Consider the following 20,575-nt stretch of genomic DNA (forward strand, 5'->3'; position numbering starts at 1 on the left):
GTCAGACCGGCTTGCGGGCTTCGTCGACGAGCAGCACCGGCACACCGTCGTCGATGCGGTACTGCAGGCCGCAGGCCGTGCTGGTGCAGTGAAGCTCGGGCTTGCCCTCGACGGTGGCGTCGGCGAGCTCGGAACGGCAGGCCGGGCACCTCAGGATCTCCCGCAGCCACGGCTCGATCCGGACGTCCTGCCCTTGTCCTTGCGACATCAGCGTTCTCCTCTCACCAGTGCGAGGACATCGTCCCGCACCTGGGTCATCGTGTCTTGGTCAGCCGCCTCGACGTTGAGCCGGAGGAGGGGTTCGGTGTTGGAGGCGCGCAGGTTGAGCCACCACATCGGCGCATCGGTCGTCCCTGCGTGGGTCGCCGTGAGTCCGTCCAGCTCGTCGAACTCGGCGCCGCGCTCGGCAGCCCACTGACGCACGGTCGCGGTCGCGGCCGCAGCGTCCGTGACCGTCGAGTTGATCTCGCCGGACGCGGCATACCGGCTGTATGCCGCGGTGAGCCGGCTCAGTGGCTCACCCTGCTCGCCCAGGGCGGCGAGGACGTGCATCGCGGCGAGCATGCCGGTGTCGGCGAACCAGAATTCCCGGAAGTAGTAGTGCGCACTGTGCTCGCCGCCGAAGACCGCGTCCTCGCGGGCCATCTCGGCCTTGATGAACGAGTGGCCGACCCTGGTCCGCACCCCGCGGGCGCCCTGCTCGGCGATGATCTCGGGGACCGCGGCCGAGGAGATGACGTTGTAGACGACGGCGACGTCAGCCGCGGCGACGCCTCCTGCGACCTGCTTGGCGATCTCACGGGTGGCCACCAGGGCCGTGACGGCACTGGGGCTCACCGGTTCGCCACGCTCGTCGATGACGAAGCAGCGGTCGGCATCGCCGTCGAACGCCAGGCCGAGGTCGGCGCCGTGCTCGACCACAGCAGCCTGGAGGTCACGCAGGTTCTCGGGCTCGAGTGGGTTGGCCTCGTGGTTGGGGAAGGTGCCGTCCAGCTCGAAGTAGAGGGGGATGACCTCCAGCGGCAGCGCGGGCAAGCCGGTGCCCGTGCCGAGGACCGCAGGCACCGTGTGGCCGCCCATGCCGTTGCCGGCGTCGACGACCACGCGCAGTGGCCGACCACCGGAGAGGTCGACCAGGCCGCGCAGGAAGGCCGCGTAGTCACCCAGGACGTCACGCTCGACGACGTGTCCAGACCTCGTGGCCGGAGGCCCCGCACTGACCCCCGCGTCGAGCAGCTGCTGGGCCAGGGCGCTGACGTCGGAGAGACCCGAGTCCTGACCCACGGGGCGCGCTCCCGAGCGACACAGCTTGATGCCGTTGTACTGGGCCGGGTTGTGCGACGCGGTGAACATGGCGCCGGGGAGGTCGCGGGCGCCACTGGCGTAGTAGAGACCGTCGGTGCTGCACAGCCCGATCAGCGTGGCGTCGAGGCCGTGGGCGGTGACGCCTGCGGCGAAGGCCCGGGACAGCTCGGGCGACGAAGGGCGCATGTCGTGGCCGATGACGACCCCGGGAGCTCCCTCCGGCCCGACCACGGTCCGGGCGAAGGCGGCGCCGAGGGCCCACGCCACATCGACGTTGAGCTGGTCGGGGACGAGGCCCCGGACGTCGTAGGCCTTGACGAAGTCGGAGAGGACAGGCTTGGGCACGCCCGAAACCCTAGCGGTGTCAGTTGTCGCGCAGGACGCGCAGGTGCCCGCGGCGACCCGTCTCGACGGCGCCGGAGGCGTCCTCGTCGGCCGGGTGGCGCCTGGTCTGCGCCTGTGCCGGACCGGGGGCCTCGCCCAGCCGGGGCCGGCCTGCCTCGCGCACGGCGTTGGCCAGCGCCAGCAGGTCGTCGTGCGAGGGCTCCGGCTCGACGTAGTCCCCGGAGAGGCGCACGATCTCCCAGCCCCGGGGGGCGGTCAGTCCCTCGGCATGGGTCGCGCACAGGTCGTAGGTGTGCGGCTCGGCATACGTCGCCAGGGGTCCGACCACAGCGGTCTGGTCGCCGTAGACGTAGGTGAGCGTCGCAATGGCAGGCTTCGAGCACGCGGTGCGGGAGCACCTCCTGGACAGACTCACGACGCGGACTCTATGCCAGCAAGGCGGGGCCCCCGGGTCGGCACGCCGTAGGCTGGTCTGGTGACTTCGACCGGCCCGCAGGCAGGGCGCTCCCGGGCGGCGCGACGGGACCGTCGAGGCCGAGGGGTGAGGGGTCCGCTGGCCTGGCCGGCCGTCCCCGCCATGGCCACCCGCCGGCAGCAGTTCGACGACCTGGTCCTCGACAGTGCTGCTCGCCTGGAGACGCGGCTCGGCGCTCGCTTCCAGGACGTCGAGTTCGCGGTCGAGGACGTGCCTCCGACCGACCCTGCCCCGTGGGAGCGTGAGGGGGCGCCGCTCGCCCGGGCCTTCCCTCCGCACGGCAGGACCCCGGCGCGGATCGTCATCTACCGCCGCCCGATCGAGAGCCGCGCGGACAACCAGCGCGAGCTCACGGCCATCGTGCAGGACGTGGTGGTGGAGCAGGTCGCCGCGTTGTTCAACCTGCCGCCGGGCGACCTCGACCCACGCTACGACGACGGGTCCTGACCCTGCGTCGAGCCCCGATCTACCGGGTCACCTCTCGCAGGCCCACGGTCGTGGTGCGCAGGGCAGCGTCGTGCAAAGGGGTCGTCGTCAGGAGCGTTCCCTGGCTGTCGTTCACCCAGGTGACCACGCCTGCCCGGACCTGCCCCTTGCCGGACACGCGGTGCACCCACACGGAGGTGGCACCGGTGAGGTCGAGAACCCCTGACGCGTCGACACCGAGGTTCGGACGACGGGACGTCTCCACACCCTTGGCGTCGACGGTCACCACCTCGACGCCGGCGGTGTCACCGGACGACGTCAACGACAGGAACCGCTGCATGGGGCCGGGCGCGCCGACCGGGTCGACGAGAGGCATCCCGGCGACCCCCGAGATCGGCGGCGTGGAGGACGTCCACGCAAAGTCCCCCGGCTTGCCGGGGGCGGTCCGCGTGACCACGGCAGCGGCCACGACGGGCACGTCGGCTCGCACCTGGAGCCCCACCGTGCCGGTCGGCAGCGCGGAGATGTCGATGTCACGCACGGCACCACCGTCGATCCGGGTCACCCCGCCGGCGGGCAGGGCCCGCGGTCCCTGGGCGGTGAGCACCCTGGCCTGGACGACAGCCTCGCCCGTCCCTGGCACGGCGACGCGCAGGACCGCCTGGCCCCCCACCGCGACGGCCGGGATCACCTGGTCGCGCGACGGCGCCGCAGTGGGCACGGAGTCGTCGGACCCACCCGCGCGGGTGCCGTCCAGCCACAGGTCGTTGACGACCGCCCCGACCACACCACCATCGGCGACGACGTGCACGACGGGGTTGGCCAGCTCGCTGTTGATCGAGTCGAGGAGGAAGGCCGTGCGTCCGTGCGCCGGGACGACGATGCCCTTGCCGTTCGGGGACGAGACCGCCCCCTTGGCGCCGTAGAGGGTGACGTCGACGGCGACGGCGTTGCCGCCGGGGTTGGTCAGGAGGAGTCGTTCCTGCCGACCGGGCGCCCCCCCGCCGGCCATGATCCAGAACTCGGCACCGGGCGGCCCGCACGGGGCCGAGCCCAGCGACCGCTGGTCGCCCGAGGGCACCAGCCAGCCCTGTGCCGCGGCGACACCGGCAGCCATGGACTCGGTGCCCGACACCAGCACCCCTTCCGCACGGCCCTGGTCGCCCATCACGCTGGAGCCGCGGACGGTCACGGGCGTGCCGAGGTCGCCCCGCGGCATACGGCTGAGGCTCAGCCGACCGGGGGCCGTGGCGGGCGCGGTGCCGGTCAGGGCCCGGACGGGGGCCTCAGCCGCGGCAACCCGCACGCCGACGTCGACGTCGTCGACTCCCTTGACGCCCTTGAGCTCCGGACCCGGGCACACCAGCGAAGAGCTGCGCACCGGGTTGGTGGCCGAGGTGGTGGCGGTGTCCACGAGACGGGTCGACGCGACGGCGAAGGCCCCCTGGCTGTGCACGGCTGCGGTGACGATCCCGACGCCTGCGGCAGCCACGAGCGAGGTGCGGACGATGCCGCTGACGGAGAGGTTCACGGGCGCCTCCGCCTCGAGGAGCGGTTGCCGAAGGGCACGGCGAGGAAGACGACCACCAGGAGCAGGACGCCCTGGGCGTAGCGCCAGATGGCGTTGGTCGGGAGCACGTCCACGGAGATCGTGGCCGGCCCCGCAGGCAGGGAGTACGACGCTGCGTCGCCGTTGGGCGCGAGCACGTGACCGTCGACGGCGACCCGCGCGTGCCTGACCCACTGGCCCGGCTCGGACAGGACGAGCGAAGCCCCTTGCGGCACAACGGATTTCACCTCGAGCCGCGAGTGGGGACCCGAGACGGGGATGGCCTGCTCCGATGTGCGGGTCAGCAGACGGGCGCGGGAGGGTGCGACGGCGTCGTCGGCCGCCCCTCCGCCTCCGGGCAGGACCCGCCAGAACAGCACGCCATCGTGCTCGCCGAGTCGACTCAGCCCGGCCGTGGCGTCGAGGGCGCGGATCCGGGGGTCGGTGGGCTCGGCACTCAGGCCGATGAACCCGACGGCTTGGTCCGCCAGGTCGACTGCGGGGGTGAGCGCGCCGGGCGCAGCTCCCTGTTCGAACAGCGCACTCACCGAGGCGGCGAGTGCCTCAGCGGTGGGTCGGTCGGCCGTCATCGGGGGCAGGATCCGGGAGGTCTCCCCGACCTCGCGGCCGAGCAGCTCGTAGGTCAGGGCGTCGCCCTCGGGCCGCAGCAGCAGCATCCGGTTGCCGAGACCGCTCTCGGCCTGGTCGATGGCAACGGCTGGACGGGGGTCCTGCCAGGCCCGCAGCCCGTCGCCGACAGTCCGGACGGTGAGCCATCCGGAGCTGACCAGCACGGCCCCGATCAGCGCACCGGCCACGGGCCAACGAGCCAGCGCCTGCCACCCGCCGCGCGCCCGGCTCACGGCAAGGCCGTCGGCGCCCAGCAGGGCTGCGGCCACCAGCGCCAGGGCGAGGACGAGCAGGCCGACACCCGACCACGCCGTCACCGGCGCCCCGGCGTCGGGCAGTCCCTGCGGCACGACGCCGAGCTGGATCCGGGGTGCCACGACGGCATAGGCGAGGCCGAGAAGGGCCACGACCCCGAGGGCGCTCGCGGCGCGACCACGCCGGCCGGCACGCAGCAGGCCGAGCAGCCCGGCGAGGACCAGCGGCGCCGAGAGCAGCACTGGGTAGGACCCGGGGCCACCGGGGTGCAGGAGCGCAATCTGCCAGGGCTGCGCCTGGGTCGTCCCCCAGACCGACAGGCCGGGACCGGTGAAGAGCAACGCCGGACGGTCGAGAAGCGCAGGCAGCCAGGACCCCAGGAGCAGGACCGGGCCGAGGACGATGGCCAGGCCCCGCACCCGGGCCCAGCCGTGACCGACGAGCGCGACGCCCAGGCCGGCGACGAGCACCAGCACGAGGAGGGCAGGCGCGAAGGCTCCGAGGGCGGTGGCGGCAAGGACGGTTGCGGCAGTGACCGTCGCGGTGCCGGTGCGGCGACCGGCCAGCGCGATGCCCCCGGCCACCAGCGGGAGGAGGATCGCGGCGACGATGCCGCCCAGCCGACCAGAGCCCACCGCCGTGGCCAGGACCGCGCTGGTGGACCAGGCCAGGGCGGCGATGGCACGCGGCCAGCGTGAGTGCGTGACGACCCGGGCGCCGAGGTATGCCGTGAGGGTCGCCATCGGGAGGGCGAAGGTCACCAGCAGGGTTGTCACGGCGCCGACAGGCGACGCGGGTGCACTGAGCAGCGGGAGGTGGGCCACCAGCCACGACAGGCCCGACAGGATCACGAGGTGCGGACCCTGCTCGCCGGCACTGCCGAGCCCCGCGCCGTGCCAGCCGTCGAACCAGGCGTGCCACAGGGTGCCCGCGTCGGCTCTGACCCCGAAGGTCTCGCCGCCGGTCACACCGTTGTCCAGCCGGTCGACGAAGCTGCCTCCGAGGTGCCGGCTGGCCAGGGCGGCGACGACGGTCATGACCAGGGTCGCCAGCAGACCGGGGTTCCGGGCGGCGTGGGACGCCCACGTCGCACCCAGGATGTTGAGGTCCTGGGCCTCGTCCGCGACCGGGCCGGACTCGACGGCGTCGGCGCGGCCGGTGTCGCCCGGCCCCGGCTCGAGCGCGACCTCGTCGTGGATGAGGTCGGTCGTGTGCCGCAGCACCGTGCGCGAGGGGACGAACAGGCCCTGCAGGTCGCGTCGGCGGACCTGTCGGGTGCCACGCGAGCGCCACCGGGCCCCGAGCACTCGTCCGGGGGTCAGCACCGCACCGATGTCGGAGAACTCGGCCCATGCGGCGCGGGGTCGTTTGGCCAGCAGCAGCGCGAGGGCGGCAAGGGCGCTCGTCAGGACGATCCAGGCCGCCAGCAGCGGCAGGGCCCACCAGGCGCACCTGGCCAGCGCCACCCGCCGGGCCTGGCGACGCATCCGCGGTGTCGAGTCGCCGAGGGCGGCGTCGTCCGGCTCCGCCCGGGCACCGGTGCGCACGGTGGCGCGGGGCACGACGACGACGCGGCGGCCGGACTGCTGGGCACGCCACGAGAAGTCCACGTCGGCGCCGAAGTCCCCGAGGGCGCGCTCGGGCCCGCCGAGCTCGTCGAGCATTCCGCGCTCCACGAGCATGCCGGTCGCCGGGACGGCCAGGACGTCGGTGCGGCGGTCGTACTGGCCCTGGTCGGGCTCACCCGGGGCCGGTGAGGGGATCACCCGGCCGCTGCGGGTCAGCTGCAGGCCGACCGATCGCAGGGCGCCGGGACGCGTCCAGTCGAGCAGCTTGGGGCCGGCTGCACCGACCGACGGGCTGCGTCGCACGGCATCGAGCAGTCGCGCCAGCGTCATGGGGGCCGCGGCACTGTCTGAGGTGAGCACCCAGACGTGGGTCACGCCGGACGCGCCGGGGGTCACGTCGGGGGTCACGCCGGGGGCCACGTCGGGCGAGGACGCGCCGTCGGCCGTCGCGGCCCGGTCGGTCAGTGCGAGGGCCGACCGCACGGCATACGCGAGGGAGGTTGCGCCGGGGACGGTGACGAAGGTGATCGCGTCGATGGCTTCGGCCACGCCGCGGTGGGCGCGCACGGTCTCGACGGCGTTGCCGTCGCGCTCGTCCCTCCCGAGGTCGACGACGACAAGGCGTTCGGGGCTGCGCGTCTGGCGCGCGAGGGAGTCGAGGGTCTCCGCGAGCGCGGAGGTCGGGCCGCGGAGCACCAGAACCGCCGTCACCGTCGCGACCCCCGCAGGTGATCCTGCGGGGTCTGTCAGGCCATGGGGCGGGGCAAGCGTCATGCGCTGGTCACGGAGTCGCCGCTGGGGCGACTAGACCGCACGCTTCTTGAGCTTGCGGCGCTCCCGCTCGGACAGCCCACCCCAGATGCCGAACCGCTCGTCGTGGGCGAGGGCGTACTCCAGGCACTCGGCCCGCACCTCGCAGCCGACGCAGACCTTCTTGGCCTCACGCGTCGACCCGCCCTTCTCAGGGAAGAACGCCTCGGGATCGGTCTGGGCACAGAGCGAGCGCTCCTGCCATGACATCTCCACCTCTTCGCCACCTTCGAAGGTGACCAACTGAAGTTCCTGCACGGCTTCCTCCTCGACCCGGTTCGCCGCTGCGTGTGACCTTGCTTGGTCACAACAATGGAATTACACGCGTGTCATACGTGGTTCGTCAAGCGGAAGTCTGATATTTGCCCGATCGGATGAACCTTGATAACGCCGCTTCACAGGACGCTAGAGGTGCGCTAGAAGACTCCCGGCACAGGCGTCGCCCCGACGGCGCCCCCGAACGGCCCCGACGGCACCCCCACGGCGCCCCCGCTGCGGGGGCTGTGGACGGGCTGCAAGACTGCGGGGCATGCGCATCACGGCACTGGCCGGCGGCGTCGGAGGTGCCCGCTTCCTGCGTGGCCTCCGCGCCCACCTGGACCGCTCCCCCGGCCTCTCGGACACCGAGCTGACCATCATCGGCAACACCGGTGACGACATCAGCCTGTTCGGGCTGCGGGTCTGCCCCGACCTCGACACCCTGCTCTACACCCTCGGCGGCGGCATCCACGAGGGCCAGGGCTGGGGCCGGGCCGACGAGAGCCACCGGGTCCAGGGTGAGCTGGCGGCATACGGCGCCGTGCCGCAGTGGTTCGCCCTCGGCGACCTCGACTTCGGGACCCACGTCATCCGTTCGCAGTGGCTCGGCCAGGGGGTGTCCCTCACCGAGGTGACCGCACGCCTGGCGGCCCGCTGGGGCCTGCCCGACCAGCGGATCACCCTGCTGCCGATGAGCGACTCCCCCGTGGAGACTCACGTCGTCGTCGAGGACGAGGAGGGTCAGCGCGCGATCCACTTCCAGGAGTGGTGGGTTCGTCACCAGGCCTCGATCCCGGCGCAGCGGTTCCAGGCGGTGGGCATGGACCGCGCGACCGCAGCACCGGGTGTCCTCGACGCCATCCGGACCGCCGATGTGGTGCTCCTCCCCCCGAGCAACCCGGTGGTCTCGATCGGCATCATCCTGGGCGTGCCCGGCGTGCGAGATGCGTTGCGTGGCAGCGCCGCTCCCGTCGTCGGCGTCTCACCGCTCATCGGCGGTATGCCGGTGCGCGGGCACGCGGACGCGTGCCTCCGGGCCATCGGGGTGGAGTCGACAGCAGCTGCCGTCGCCGGGCTCTACGAGGACTTCCTCGACGGGTGGCTGGTGTCCGCCGAGGACGAGGCGTCCGTGCGCCTGCCCCGAGCGACGGTTCGCAGTCGGCCGCTGCTCATGTCGGATGCCGATGCCGCGGCCGACATCGCCGGCGCCGCCCTGGAGCTCGCGCTCGAGCTCAAGGGCGCCTGACCGTGTCGGTGTCACTCATCCCCTTGACGGGGATGCCGGAGGTGGCGGCGGGCGACGTCCTGGTCACGCTCCTGCTCGACGCAGCGGCCTCTGCGGGCATCTCGCTGGCGGACGGCGACGTCCTCGTCGTCTCGAGCAAGATCGTCTCCAAATCCCTTGGTCTGTGGGCTGATTCGGCCGACAGGAGTGCCGCCGTGATCAGCCAGACGGTGAGGGTGGTGGCGGAGCGCATGTCGGACGACCGGATCACCCGCATCGTGCAGTCGACGGCCGGTCCGATCATGGCAGCGGCCGGGGTGGACGCCTCCAACACCGGGAGTCGCGACGACGTGCTGCTCCTCCCCGCCGACCCCGATGCGGAGGCCGAGCACCTGCGGGTGGCCCTCCTCGCGGCGACAGGGCTGCGGCGCGTCGGCGTGGTCCTGAGCGACACGGCCGGGCGACCCTGGCGGTTCGGGCAGACGGACTTCGCCCTGGGGGCAGCCGGAGTCTCCGTCGTCGATGACCTCCGGGGGGCTGTCGACGCCGACGGCAAACCGCTGGCCGTCACGGCGAGGGCCGTCGGCGACGAGCTCGCCGCCGCAGCCGACCTCGTCAAGGGCAAGGCGGACTCGATCCCCGCCGCGGTGGTCCGCGGCTCCGACCTGGCGATCGACGGACGGGGGGCGGGGGCGCGGGCACTGGTCCGCGTCGGCCGGGAGGACTGGTTTGACCACGGGCGCGCCGAGTCGATCCGGGCCGCCCTCGGCACGGCCCCGGGCAGCCCGGAGGCCATCGAGGACGGCATCGCCGCGATCGGCCCCGAAGACGTGGCGTCCCGACTGCGGCGGGCGGTGGCCGTCGCCCTGCGCGGAGCGCCCGATGCCGGCGTGGACGTCGGGGGTGAGGTGGTCCACGTCAGTGCGCCGACGGCATACCAGCTGGGGGTGGCGGTGAGCCGCCTGCAGGTCGCGCTCTGGGGGGAGGGGCTGGCCACCGACGCGCCCGACGAGGTGAGCGGGCTGGATGTTCGCCTGGAGGTGCATCCCCGCTGACCGTGCAACAAGTCCGGCCCGCTGGGACTGTTGCCGGCTGGAGGTCACAGAGCGGTCGATTCGGGGCTCCGGTGACCACGAGCGAGCACCAAGTCCCGGCCCGCTGCGACGTGTTGCCGCCTGGTGGTCACAGAGCGGTCGATTCGGGGCTCCGGTGACCACGAGCGAGCAACAAGTCCCGGCCCGCTGCGACGTGTTGCCGGCTGGAGGTCACAGAGCGGTCGATTCGGGGGTCCGGTGACCACGAGCGAGCAACAAGTCCCGGCCCGCTGCGACGTGTTGCCGGCTGGTGGTCACAGAGAGGACGATTCGGGGGTCCGGTGACCACGAGCGAGCAACCAGTCCCGGCCCGCTGCGACGTGTTGCCGGCTGATGGTCACAGAGCGGTCGACTCGGGGGTCCGGGGACCACGAGCGAGCAACAAGTCCCGGCGCGGAGGGGTCCCGGCGCGGAGGGGTCAGCGACGGGTGGGCAGATGGGTGCGCGGCGCCATCCGCGGGCCACGCCGGGGCCGGCTGGCCCCGGACAGCTCGAGGAGGTGCTGCACCCGGTAGCGGTGGCCGCGGTAGGGCTCGAGCAGCTCGGCCAGCACCTCGTCGTCGCGGACCTCTCCGAGCAGGGCCCAGGTGAGGTCCTTGGCCACGTGGTAGTCGCCGAAGCTCACGGCGTCGGGGTCGCCGAGCGCCCGCTGGGCCACCTCGGCAGCCGTCCACACCCCCACGCCCGGCACCGAGCGAAGTCGTCGGCGGGCCTCAGCCAGTGGCAACGAGGCACTCTCCTCCAACCGGCCGGCCACCCGCGCCGCCCGCACCACCGTCGCGGACCGGGCGCCGTCGACCGAAGCGCCCAGCCACTCCCAGGACGGGATGCCCGCCCACTCCTGGGCCGTCGGCGCCACCCACAGCCGCCGCTCCTCCCCCGGCCCGGGCGCGCGGGAGCCGAACCGGTGGACGAGCCTGCGGTAGCCCCCGAAGGCCTCCTGCCCGGTGACCTTCTGCTCGATCGCCGCCGGCACCAACGCGTGCATCACCAGCCCGGAGCGCGGCACGTGCCACGCGGCATACCTCTTCCACGCAGTGGCCACCTGCGGGTGGTGCGCCACGAAGTCGCTGTCGTCGTCATCCCCACCGAGGAGCGCAGGCACCTGGTCGAGGGCCCACTGGGCGCCGTCGCCCCACGCCGTCGCGACGACCTCACCGACGTCGCCGCGCTGAACCAGCCGCAGCGTCGCGGTCCCCGAGGGCGTGGGAAGGCCGAGCCACCAGCCCTCACCGCGGTCGGGCTGGAACGTCGGATCGGCGCCACCACGACGGAATGCCGAGACGATCAGGCCGACCGACGTCGGGCGCCCGGGCCGCCAGACACGGGTCGTCTCGGCCGTCGGGGACATGCCGTCAGTCTTGCGCGTAGGGGTGACAGGGTCCGCAGGCGGGCCACGTAGACTCTGCGGGTCCCGACCCCGAACCACCCGAGGAACCCGTGGCAAACAAGCGCGTGAGCCAGGACCGCAAGGCCCGACTGGCCGAGATCCAGAACCAGCAGAAGGCGAAGGAACGCAAGGTCGTCGCCGGCATCGTCGTCGGCTGCCTCGTCCTGCTCGCGGGTCTCACGGGGGTCGTCCTCTACGCGATCAACGACGCCAAGGCCAAGCAGCTGCCCAACCTGGGAGCCTCGGTTGCCGCCGCCAAGTGCGACCCGGTCACGACCGACGCGAACGCCGGTTCGGGTGAGCACGTCGGTCCGGGCACGCAGAAGCCCGACGAGACCTCGGTGAAGTACGCCACCATCCCGCCGAGCAACGGCCCGCACTTCGTCAGCCCCGACGTCAGCGGCCGCGACTTCTACACCGCGACCGACCGCCCCGTCCTCGAGACCCTGGTCCACAACCTCGAGCACGGCTACACCATCCTCTGGTACGACGGCGCCAAGGTGAAGGACACCACCCTCCTCAAGGACATCGCCGACCAGGGCAACAAGCTGAGCGACTCGAGCGGCAAGTTCAAGGTCGTCGAGTGGGACGCCAGCCGTGGCGCCTTCCCCGCCGACAAGCCGTACGCCCTCGTCCACTGGGCCAAGGACGCCGGTCACCGCCAGCTCTGCGGGGACATCTCCGGCCAGGTCGTCGTCGACTTCGTCAAGAAGTTCCCCAAGGACGACACCCAGGAGCCGGGCGCACAGTAACGGCCCAGCAGGCCGCAAGCCCACCCACGACCTCGGTATGCCGCCCACTGGCCTCAGTGGGCGGCATACCTGCGTCGGGTGGGCGCGGGTTGGAGAGAACCGTCAGAGGTGGACGGGGCTGACGCGCAGCGCCGGGCCCGAGGGTGAGGCGTCCTTGAAGGCGGCCCAGATGTACGTCGGGGCCATCGGCGCTGCCCTCTCGAGCAGCGGCGCGGGAACGCGCGACACCCACTGCGGTATCTGGTCCGTGCCCGCGAAGGCACGGCTGTCGGCCAGCACCGGCAGGGTGTAGTCCCACACGTCGAAGGCGCCGAACAGCCGGCGCAGCCCCGCTCGGGAGTAGTAGTGCTCGTAGTAGTGCTCGCCCCGCCGGGTGAGCCGCATGTAGCGGTCGGCGGCGCCCTGCGGCAGCCAGGACAGGAACGGCAGCTTGTAGTGCGGCTCGACCACCTGGTGACGGTGCCCGATGCCGAGGTAGAGGACGCCGGTGGGACTGAGCACGCGGTGGATGTCGGCGACGACCGACTCGGGGTCGACGACGTGCTCGTAGATGTGGTTGAACACCACGACGTCCATCGAGCCGTCCTCGAAGGGCAGGGCCTCACCACGGGCGAGGCTGAACTCGACCCGCTCGCCGAAGCGCTCACGGGCGGCCACCAGTCCGGGCTCGTCGATGTCGACGCCGGTGGTGTGCGCGCCTGCCAGGGCGAGCTCGTCGGCGATGAAACCCGCCGAGCAGCCGACGTCGAGGGCACGCAGCCCAGTCAGGTCGTCGCGGCCCAGGGCGTGCCGGACGACAGCCAGGATCTTCTGGGCCTTCTGGCGCCGCTTCCGCTCGTCGAGCATGGCGTCCATGAGCTCGGAGTAGGCGAGCTGCTCCTCGCGTCCGGTGCCCTCGCCGCTCATGACCGGGCCTGCCTCGGGCCGGGCGCCTGCTCCCCGGGTGCACCGTCGGCGGCAACGTCCACGGCGGGGTCGACGACGATGTGGTCGTGTTCGCGTTCCTGGGCGGAGGTCAACAGGTGGTGCGACCGCGCGTAGGCCCAGCCGAGCAGGGCGAAGAGGACGTCGGCCGCCACCGTGAGGAACCGCGAGATCACCACGACCGCCGTCGCCGCTGAGGTCGAGGTGACCGGCGCAAGGATGAGCACCATCACCCCCTCGCGGACGCCCACGCCGGCGGGCAGGATGACGCTGAACATCGCCAGTGACGACGCCAGCGCGAAGCCCGACAAGGTCGCGAGCACCAGCTGGCCGCTCTCGTAGTCGGTGCTCGTGGCACGTGCGAGGACGAGCACGTGCAGGCCGGAGCACACCCACGCGCCGATGAACAGCAGCGTCGCCGACAGCACGGCGCGGCCCGAGAGCTCTCGCTCCAGGGGCTCGCGCCGCAGGATCCTCAGGACTGTCGCGATGGCCCAGTTGAGCAGCCGCGGCCACAGCACGACGGCCAACAGGGGCATGGCGAGCAGCACCATCCAGCCCGTTGCCGCCGCCGAGTCGTCCCGGGTGATGAGCAGGGGCAGGGCCGGGACGCCGACGATCAGTCCGCAGATCGCCGCGATCGCGACCGTCACGAACGCCACCACGGCCGAGCGGCGGCGGGGGATGTGCAGCCTCGCACCGATCTCGGCCTGCGCGACGATGCTCCACACGGCACCGGGCACGTACTTGCCGAGCTGGCCGACGAAGAACACCCCGCCCGCGGGCGCGACGTGCAGCGGCGACCCGAGGTCGGCCAGCAGGATGCGCCACCCCAGCACAGTGAGCAGCGGGGGCAGGCAGACCAGCAGGGCTGCGAGCGCGAAGGACCCCGCGTCGATCCGGTCGATGTCGGCCGACACGGCTCGCCAGTTGCGCGCGACGGCGATCGACACAGCCGCGACGACGAGCAGTGCCAACAGGATTCGCAACAGGGTGAACACGCGGGATCGGGTCATCGTGGGCTCTCCGTCATGTCAGCGTCTTCGCAGGGTGAGACGAAGCAACCCGTATGCCGCGTCGGTGCGGGTGGAGGTGTCGGACGCCATCCGCATGCGTCCGGCGAGGTCGCCGTCGAGGTCGCCGACCAGCACGAACCCGAAGTCGTGGGAGCGGGCCAGGACAGCACGGACGTCGGCGGGGCCCAGCGCGCCCTCGGCTCCGGAGTGACCGATCGGCAGGGTCACGCAGAGCAGACCGCCGGACTTCAGTGCCCAGGACGCCTGGCTCATCGCTTCGTCGATGTCGTCGGCGTCGCAGCCTCCCGGGTGCAACCGCACGATGACGTCGAGCGACGCGGTGTCGACGTCGAGGACCTCGACCGACGACCGACGACCGGTGAGCTCGAGCTCGACGGGCACGAACCCGATGGCTCGGGCCCACTTGGACAAGGGCGAGCGGCTGCCCGACTCGTCGACGATGACGGCGCTGCGGCGGCCGTCGTCGCGGACCCGGACGATGGCAGCCAGAGCGCCCAGGGCTGCCCAGGCCGCGATCGCGTCGCTGCACCGGGGCAGTCCGAGGCTGCGGGCGAAGGCTTTAGCCTCGTCGGCATCGTGGCCGTCGGCGAGGATGTCTGAGGCGTGGACCCATTCGGGCAGGTCGCCACGGCCGAGCTCCACCTCGGGACGCGAGGCGGCGATGACGGTGCGCGCGACGCTCGCCGCCCGGTGCCTCAGGTGCCCGACGACGGCGGCCGCCCCGGTGGCCGTGGGCTCGGCCCCCGGCTCGGACCCCGGCTCGTCAGCCTCGGCGGCCGGTTCGACGGCGGCGAGGGCCTCGATCGTCCCGACGTACCGCGCCCACGGCCCGGAGAGGTCGGGAGGACGGACCTGCGCGCGCAGCCGGTCCGTGCAGCCGGGTTCCGCGAGGCGCTGGAGGGCTTCGACGAGCGCCTTCTTGTCCCCCGGCGGCACCAGCAACCCGTCGACACCGTCGCGCACCTGACCGCCGAACGTGCCGACGTCGGAGGCCAGGATCGGCAGTCCGTGGTGCTGGCCGAGCAGGGCGTTCTGCGATGCCGTGGCACTGCGGTAGGTCAGCGTCAGGACGTCGTGGGTCGCCAGCAGCGGCGCCAGCCGGTCGGCCGGCACGTAGCCGCCGTGGACCTCGACCCGGTCGCGCAGCCGAGGATCCTGGGCAAGCTCCTTGACGCGCTCGCCGCTGGTGCCCCACATCTCGCCGGCCACGGTCAGGGTCGGTCCGGGCACCTCCGCGAGCGCCTCCATGAGCAGGTCGACACCCTTGTAGTCGCGGACCATCCCCAGCGCCAGCAGGCGTGGCGGGCCGTCGTGGGCGGCTCGCTCCACTGGTGCGCCACCGGGCAGGTGCGGGGGGAGGTCGGTGACCGAGACTCGCGGCGCGCCGAGCTCGTAGGCGATCCTTGCTTGCGAATCACTGTGCACGAGAACGGAATCCACGCGTTCGAAGAAGCGTTGCATCAGCTCACGGTCGCCCAGGTGCGTCTCGTGCGGCAGCACGTTGTGGGCGATCACGACGGTGCGTGGCCCCGCATGGGCAACGCCCCGCTGGGCGTTGCGGCGACCGACCCCGGCCGCCCTCAGCAGTGCCAGGTGGGCGGGGACGACTGCCGGGATGACGTGCACGACGACCACGACGTCGAAGGTGCGCAGCCGGCGCCCGGTGCGAACCCACGTGTCGGGACGGGCCCAGCTCAGGGCGCGGACGGTGCGGGGAAAGGGCTCGACGTCGGGGGCGCCGCCGGGGACGGCCTGCTCACCGGGATACAGCTTGGAGGGGTAGAGGTGCGACCAGGACACGAGCGTGACGTCGTGACCGGCCTCGGCCAGCTCGTGCGCCAGACTCGTCGTGTGGGACGCGACCCCGCCCTTGTAGGGGTGGGTGGGCCCGACGACCGCGACCCTGAGCGCGGCGCTGGGGGTCACCGGACTCGCCCAGCAGGACTGCCCGCCGGACGTCCCGGCAGAGGTCCCGCCAGACGTACGCCCGGTGCCGGCTCGCCGGCCGACCGCGCGCCCTCGCGTGGCGTCACGCTGGCCGGCAACGCGGCATACCGGACCGTGCTCACACGCCCGTCCGGGAACGCACGACGAGGTCGGACAGCAACGCGAGCGAGCCGATCATGATGCCGCTGACGATGAGCAGCACGGTGCTCGCCGGGAAGTAGAACGGGTGCCGCACCATGTCCACGATGCCCTTGAGCAACCCGATGACGATGAGCCACAGGGCCGGCGGCATGAGCACCTTGAGCGGGTCGAAGTACATGACCATCCGCAGCACCTGAAGGATGTAGCGGTAGGCGTCGCGGACGAAGTGGAACTTGCTGACGCCTGCGCGCTTGGCATAGCTGGTCGGCACGTACTTGATGTCGTGCTGGTTGCTCAGGAACGCCAGCGTGATCGTCGTGACGCAGCTGAATCCGGGTGGCAGCAGGCGCAGATAGGGCAGGGACACCTCGCGCCGGAACGCCCGCAGCCCGCTGTTGAGGTCGGGGATCGTCTGGTTGGTGAGCTTCTCGGCGATCTTGCGGATCAGCCACTTCGCCGGGATCCGGGCCCACTTGTGGGTGCCCTCCTCGGTGGTCCGGGCGCCGACGACCTGGTCGTAGGAGTCGTCGTCGCGCAGGATCCGGACCAGCTCGGGGATCCGCTCGTTCTCGTAGGTCATGTCGGCGTCGGTCCACACGACGATCTCGCCGTGGGCCTGCTGGGTGCCGATGCGGCGGGCGGTGCCGCTGCCGCCGTTGCGGCGGAACGGCATCACACGGAGGTTCGCGTAGTCGCGACTGGCGCGCTGGAGCACCTCGAGGGTGTCGTCGGTGGAGGCGTCGTCGATGCAGAGCACTTCGTACGTGAACTCGCTGGCGTTCATCGCCTCGGTGATCCGGTCGATCTCCTTGAGGACGTGCGCAGCCTCGTTGAAGCACGGCAGGACGATGGTGACGTACGGCTTGCCGTGGCCGGGTTCGCCGGGCAGGGCGGCAGGCGCCGGCTCACGTGCCGGGAGGTATGCCGCGTCGGCCGGGTGCACGGGCAGGTCACCCACCGGGGTGGTGGGGGCCACCTGCTGACCGGTGCTGACCAGCTCCGTCGCGGGGGCGCTGACCTGCTGGGGCGCGACGGGCATGCGCTCCGTGGCGGGGCTGTGGGCCTGCTCGGGGTCGGTGGGAATGCGCTCCGTGGCGGGGGCGACTGGACCGGTGCTGGGGTGCTCGCTCATCTCGCGAGGAGCCTACCCGTCGGAAACCTCCCTCGTGCTCCCCGTCGTTGTTCCCGCCTGCGGCGGTGCGCCAGTCCGCGACTCTGAAGGATTCTCCGGATCTGGGTCCGGAGCGTCCTTCAGAGTCGCGGGCCGCCAGGCAACGGTCAGCGGACCGGGACCGTGCAGCCGTTCCGCCGGCAAGGTCGCGGCCGGCCCGGCCAGCCGCGGGCCCGGAGGATCGCCCCGATGTCGACGGCGGTGTCACAGGGCGTGACCGCCACATCGGCCCAGAAGACCCTCGTGGTGGCGCGCGCCCTGGAAAGCAGCTGGCGATCGCGGCGTCCGTCCTTCACCCGGTCCGCCCACCGCTCGTGCCCCAACCGACCGTCGACCTCGACGAGCAGGCCGTAGTCCTCGTACGCGTTGTCATGGAACCGTCGACGACCGACGTCCGAGAGTGCCTGGCGCGCAGCGACGGGCAGACGGTGGGCGCGCTCGACGTCACGGACGTAGAGCACCTCGGCACCACTCTGGGCGCCGTCCTCGACGTCAGCCAGAGCGGGACCGAGGACGCGGCTGTGGCGATGACCCTGACGCATGGCCAGCTCGGCCCGGAGCTGGCCGACCGTGACGACCTCCTTCTGCACCGCGCGGGCGACGGTCGACAGCGCGTCGACGACGGTCCCTGTGGCCGCCACGTCCAGGAGGGTGGCAGGGAGCGTTGTCCGCCACGGGTATGCGCGTTCGTCGACGAGATCCTCCCAACGCACCGAACGGCGCACCCGCAGAGTCGGACCCGAGGCGATGGCCCGCTCGTAGGGAACGACCACCTCGGTGACCGTTGGTGGCCTGCTCTCCAAGCCCCAGAGGTAGAGGGCGGAGCGACCACAGAAGGCTGCATCGGCGGCTGGCGCGCCGGACAGGCACCGCAGCAGGTCAGCAGTCGCAGTGACGTGCCAGTCGTCCCGGCCGGGCTTGGTGAGGAACACGCCCTGGCGCAGCCGGACCCACCTCCCCGATGTGACGCGCCACTGCACCGCGTCGTCCGTCATGCCTACTGCCAGGCACTGCCGACGGGTCAGCAGGTCGTACTGGCGGTTCGCGTGCTGGCGCAGCGTTGACCAGTCGATCGGCATCCGCCCACTGTGGCCGCTCGGCGGTGGCGGGCGGTCGGCTGTCCACAGCCCCGCGACTCTGAAGGATCGTCCGGGGCTGGGTCCGGAGGATCCTTCAGAGTCGCGGGATCCCAGTCGTGGACCGGTTGCCCACCCGGGGCTCCGGTGTGGAACGGTGGGACCCGTGGACACCCAACAGGTGCTTGACCTGATGAAGACCGTCGCAGCCGAGGTCATCACGCCGCGGTTCCGGGCGCTGGCCGACGGCGAGGTGATGGAGAAGAACCCCGGTGACCTCGTCACCATCGCCGACCACGAGTCCGAGGCGATCCTCACCCGCGAGCTCTCGGCGGCCTTCCCCGGCGCGTTCGTCCTCGGCGAGGAGCGCACCTCGGCCGACCCGACGACTCTCGACCGCTACGTCGGGGCGGAGCACGCCTTCACGGTCGACCCGGTCGACGGCACCAAGAACTTCGTCCACGGCTCCCCCGACCACGCCGTCATGGTCAGCGAAGTCGTCCGTGGCGAAACGGTGCGTGCCTGGATCCTGCAGCCCGAGCACGAGGTCGCGTGGGTCGCCGAGAAGGGAGCCGGCGTCTACCGCAACGGCGAACGCGTCACCCGCGAGCCGGTGGAGGACGGCGTCCCCCCGCACGGCGTCACCTCGATCTGGCCGCTGCGCGGTCACTCGCTCGGTCGGCTGCCGGCACTGGTCGGCTCGTGGGTCTGCTGCGGCGTCGACTACCCCCGCCTGATGGAGGGGGCGACCGACTACATCCTCTACGCCCGCAACAGCCCGTGGGACCACGCACCTGGTTCGCTGATGGTCACCGAGGCCGGCGGTTTCGTCGGTCACACTGACGGAACGCCTTACGCACCAACGGTTCTCACGCCGGGAATCATCGTGGCTGCGGACAAGGGCACGTATGCCGCCGTCCGTCGCCATGCCGCCGACGCCTTCGCGAAGCGCGGCTGACCGGAAGGGACCAGGACGGGTTCGCCGGGCCGTCGCGAGGGAGCCTCAGGAGCCGGCCTCAGGAGCCGGCCTCAGAAGTAGTCGGTCAGGTAGGCCGTGGACGTCGCGAACACGGCGTCCACCAGCTCGGCCAGCGCGGGGTCGACGTCGGCGGCCAGCCCGGCAGCCGTGACGGCGGCGAGCGGTCTACCGGCGTAGAGCGCCGCCAGTCCGCGGCCCGTCACCCGTAGCGCCGGACGGTCGGCCTGCGGGGCGTGCTCCACCATGGCCCGGCCGTCCGCGACGGTGAGGCGCCAGGCTCCCGTGTTCGTGGCGGCTTCCGGATCCTCCACTGCCAGCGTGAGACCCGCCTCGACACCGACGGGGTAGCCGCGCGCCGACAGGGCGGGTGCGACGTCGAGCACCCGCAGCATCCACGCGTGCTGCTCCACCTCGTGACCCGCCTCCTCGGGCAGCAGCCAGAAGAGCGGATCGTCCGGCGAGAGATAGGCATGCACCGTCCTGGCCACCGACGACCCGGAGCCCACCACTGCCCACAGGCTGCGCAGGGTGGTCTGCGTCGCACCCCACAGGAAGTGGACGAGGAGGTCGGTGCCGTGCCAGCCGTACACCACCACACCGTCCTCAGCGCGGTAGACGAACGTCTCGGGGTCGGTCACCCGGCGCTGCCATTCGCTCTCGGACCACAGCAGCGGCCCGCTGGCGCGCCCCTGTCGCAGCGCCGTCGCGCACAGCTCGCGCAGGGCGGGGACGTCCTCGGTCCCTGCCTTCCGCAACCGCGTGTCTCCACCGAGGGTCCGCAGCTGGGCTGCGTTCAGCGCGTAGCGGCTCTGCGTCCCAGCCAGCTCCCAGCCGAGGTGGCGGTAGACCGGGATCGTGGCTGGATACAGCGCCGAGAGAGGTTCGCCCCGCGTGATCGCCTCCTCGACCAGCCCCCGCATGAGCCGAGTCCCCACCCCGCGGCCGCGGAACTCGGGCAGCACGGTGATCCCGGCCATCCCGGCCATGGGTACCAACCTCCCGTGCCAGACCTGTTCGAACCCGCGCACCTTGCCGCAGCCCGCCATCAGGCCCCCGTCGAAGACACCGAACTGCCGGCCTTCGGCGATCAGCTCCGCGTTGACGGCGCGCCACCTCTGCGCGCCCGAGCCCGACATGGGTCCGAAAGCCCTGACCCGCACGTCCTGCATCGCATCGAGGTCTGACTCGGTCAGCGGGCGGAAGTCGAGGCTCACGGTG

At 72.3% G+C, this 20,575-nt stretch carries 18 protein-coding genes; 5 read left to right on the forward strand and 13 right to left on the reverse strand.

Annotated features, from left to right (window positions below; all coding sequences use genetic code 11):
• Nucleotide 1 precedes the first annotated feature (1 nt).
• Genes AC1DS4_RS05570 through AC1DS4_RS05580 form a run of 3 tightly spaced genes read right to left on the reverse strand, consistent with a single transcriptional unit; the run spans nucleotide 2 to nucleotide 2,065 of the window.
• Nucleotides 2-208 carry a Trm112 family protein gene (locus AC1DS4_RS05570; RefSeq protein WP_477614995.1) on the reverse strand — a complete coding sequence of 69 codons (207 nt, stop codon included), beginning with the start codon at nucleotides 206-208 and terminating at the stop codon, nucleotides 2-4.
• A complete protein-coding gene (locus tag AC1DS4_RS05575) occupies nucleotides 208-1,650 on the reverse strand; it encodes a phosphomannomutase/phosphoglucomutase (protein ID WP_477632503.1) in 1,443 nt (480 codons plus the stop codon). The genes AC1DS4_RS05570 and AC1DS4_RS05575 overlap by 1 nt, the downstream gene beginning before the upstream one ends.
• A gap of 19 nt (nucleotides 1,651-1,669) precedes the next feature.
• Nucleotides 1,670-2,065, reverse strand: coding sequence for a DUF3499 domain-containing protein (locus AC1DS4_RS05580; protein WP_477632502.1), 396 nt, complete (start codon nucleotides 2,063-2,065; stop codon nucleotides 1,670-1,672).
• Nucleotides 2,066-2,125: 60 nt separating this feature from the next.
• On the opposite strand from AC1DS4_RS05580, the gene AC1DS4_RS05585 reads away from it, so the two are divergent.
• Nucleotides 2,126-2,572, forward strand: coding sequence for a metallopeptidase family protein (locus tag AC1DS4_RS05585; RefSeq protein ID WP_477614992.1), 447 nt, complete (start codon nucleotides 2,126-2,128; stop codon nucleotides 2,570-2,572).
• A 19-nt stretch (nucleotides 2,573-2,591) separates the two neighbouring features.
• Here AC1DS4_RS05585 and AC1DS4_RS05590 read toward each other — a convergent pair whose 3' ends face one another.
• The 3 genes from AC1DS4_RS05590 to AC1DS4_RS05600 all read right to left on the reverse strand — a co-directional run bounded on the left by AC1DS4_RS05590 (nucleotide 2,592) and on the right by AC1DS4_RS05600 (nucleotide 7,573).
• Nucleotides 2,592-4,082, reverse strand: a complete 1,491-nt coding sequence (locus AC1DS4_RS05590; RefSeq protein ID WP_477632501.1) for a DUF5719 family protein — start codon at nucleotides 4,080-4,082, stop codon at nucleotides 2,592-2,594.
• Entirely contained in the window at nucleotides 4,079-7,264 is a 3,186-nt protein-coding gene (locus AC1DS4_RS05595) for a glycosyltransferase (protein WP_477632500.1), read from the reverse strand. Before AC1DS4_RS05595 ends, AC1DS4_RS05590 begins: the two co-directional genes overlap by 4 nt.
• A 93-nt stretch (nucleotides 7,265-7,357) precedes the next feature.
• Nucleotides 7,358-7,573: a WhiB family transcriptional regulator gene (locus AC1DS4_RS05600; protein WP_153269213.1), complete on the reverse strand. Its 216-nt coding sequence runs from the start codon at nucleotides 7,571-7,573 to the stop codon at nucleotides 7,358-7,360.
• Nucleotides 7,574-7,892: 319 nt separating this feature from the next.
• Here AC1DS4_RS05600 and cofD point away from each other — a divergent pair, with 319 nt between their 5' ends.
• Together cofD and AC1DS4_RS05610 are read left to right on the forward strand one after the other, a co-directional pair.
• A complete protein-coding gene (gene cofD, locus AC1DS4_RS05605; protein WP_477624912.1) occupies nucleotides 7,893-8,867 on the forward strand; it encodes a 2-phospho-L-lactate transferase in 975 nt (324 codons plus the stop codon).
• 2 nt (nucleotides 8,868-8,869) lie between these two features.
• Nucleotides 8,870-9,901, forward strand: a complete 1,032-nt coding sequence (locus tag AC1DS4_RS05610; protein ID WP_477632499.1) for a coenzyme F420-0:L-glutamate ligase — start codon at nucleotides 8,870-8,872, stop codon at nucleotides 9,899-9,901.
• A 457-nt stretch (nucleotides 9,902-10,358) separates the two neighbouring features.
• On the opposite strand, the gene AC1DS4_RS05615 is transcribed toward AC1DS4_RS05610, so the two are convergent.
• Nucleotides 10,359-11,291, reverse strand: a complete 933-nt coding sequence (locus AC1DS4_RS05615; RefSeq protein WP_477614987.1) for a DNA-3-methyladenine glycosylase family protein — start codon at nucleotides 11,289-11,291, stop codon at nucleotides 10,359-10,361.
• Between the two features lie 89 nt (nucleotides 11,292-11,380).
• Between AC1DS4_RS05615 and AC1DS4_RS05620 the strand changes: the two genes are divergently transcribed.
• Nucleotides 11,381-12,082 (forward strand): DUF3105 domain-containing protein, encoded by a 702-nt coding sequence (locus AC1DS4_RS05620; protein ID WP_477632498.1) that lies wholly within the window; start codon nucleotides 11,381-11,383, stop codon nucleotides 12,080-12,082.
• A gap of 102 nt (nucleotides 12,083-12,184) precedes the next feature.
• Here AC1DS4_RS05620 and AC1DS4_RS05625 read toward each other — a convergent pair whose 3' ends face one another.
• From AC1DS4_RS05625 to AC1DS4_RS05645, 5 genes are all read right to left on the reverse strand, one after another.
• A complete protein-coding gene (locus tag AC1DS4_RS05625; protein ID WP_477632497.1) occupies nucleotides 12,185-12,988 on the reverse strand; it encodes a class I SAM-dependent methyltransferase in 804 nt (267 codons plus the stop codon).
• Entirely contained in the window at nucleotides 12,985-14,022 is a 1,038-nt protein-coding gene (locus tag AC1DS4_RS05630) for a lysylphosphatidylglycerol synthase transmembrane domain-containing protein (RefSeq protein ID WP_477632496.1), read from the reverse strand. Before AC1DS4_RS05630 ends, AC1DS4_RS05625 begins: the two co-directional genes overlap by 4 nt.
• 18 nt (nucleotides 14,023-14,040) lie before the next feature.
• A complete protein-coding gene (locus AC1DS4_RS05635; RefSeq protein WP_477632495.1) occupies nucleotides 14,041-15,969 on the reverse strand; it encodes a glycosyltransferase family 4 protein in 1,929 nt (642 codons plus the stop codon).
• Nucleotides 15,970-16,108: 139 nt separating this feature from the next.
• The gene (locus tag AC1DS4_RS05640; protein ID WP_477632494.1) at nucleotides 16,109-17,263 is read right to left on the reverse strand and encodes a glycosyltransferase family 2 protein; all 1,155 of its coding nucleotides are present in this window, start codon (nucleotides 17,261-17,263) and stop codon (nucleotides 16,109-16,111) included.
• Between the two features lie 146 nt (nucleotides 17,264-17,409).
• Nucleotides 17,410-18,381, reverse strand: a complete 972-nt coding sequence (locus AC1DS4_RS05645; protein ID WP_477614981.1) for a hypothetical protein — start codon at nucleotides 18,379-18,381, stop codon at nucleotides 17,410-17,412.
• A gap of 163 nt (nucleotides 18,382-18,544) precedes the next feature.
• Here AC1DS4_RS05645 and AC1DS4_RS05650 point away from each other — a divergent pair, with 163 nt between their 5' ends.
• Nucleotides 18,545-19,336 (forward strand): inositol monophosphatase family protein, encoded by a 792-nt coding sequence (locus AC1DS4_RS05650; RefSeq protein WP_477632493.1) that lies wholly within the window; start codon nucleotides 18,545-18,547, stop codon nucleotides 19,334-19,336.
• 71 nt (nucleotides 19,337-19,407) lie between these two features.
• Here the strand turns inward: AC1DS4_RS05650 and AC1DS4_RS05655 are convergent, their stop codons facing one another.
• Nucleotides 19,408-20,571 (reverse strand): GNAT family N-acetyltransferase, encoded by a 1,164-nt coding sequence (locus AC1DS4_RS05655; protein WP_477632492.1) that lies wholly within the window; start codon nucleotides 20,569-20,571, stop codon nucleotides 19,408-19,410.
• Between the last annotated feature and the right edge of the window lie 4 nt (nucleotides 20,572-20,575).

Source organism: Pedococcus sp. P3_C7, from assembly GCF_056402615.1.

Coding starts and splice junctions, on each gene's coding strand:
- AC1DS4_RS05570 (WP_477614995.1), bottom strand. CDS start 208: ATGTCGCAAGGACAAGGGCAGGACGTCCGGATCGAGCCGTGGCTGCGG.
- AC1DS4_RS05600 (WP_153269213.1), bottom strand. CDS start 7,573: ATGTCATGGCAGGAGCGCTCGCTCTGTGCCCAGACCGATCCCGAGGCG.
- cofD (WP_477624912.1), top strand. CDS start 7,893: ATGCGCATCACGGCACTGGCCGGCGGCGTCGGAGGTGCCCGCTTCCTG.
- AC1DS4_RS05615 (WP_477614987.1), bottom strand. CDS start 11,291: ATGTCCCCGACGGCCGAGACGACCCGTGTCTGGCGGCCCGGGCGCCCG.
- AC1DS4_RS05625 (WP_477632497.1), bottom strand. CDS start 12,988: ATGAGCGGCGAGGGCACCGGACGCGAGGAGCAGCTCGCCTACTCCGAG.
- AC1DS4_RS05630 (WP_477632496.1), bottom strand. CDS start 14,022: ATGACCCGATCCCGCGTGTTCACCCTGTTGCGAATCCTGTTGGCACTG.
- AC1DS4_RS05640 (WP_477632494.1), bottom strand. CDS start 17,263: ATGAGCGAGCACCCCAGCACCGGTCCAGTCGCCCCCGCCACGGAGCGC.
- AC1DS4_RS05645 (WP_477614981.1), bottom strand. CDS start 18,381: ATGCCGATCGACTGGTCAACGCTGCGCCAGCACGCGAACCGCCAGTAC.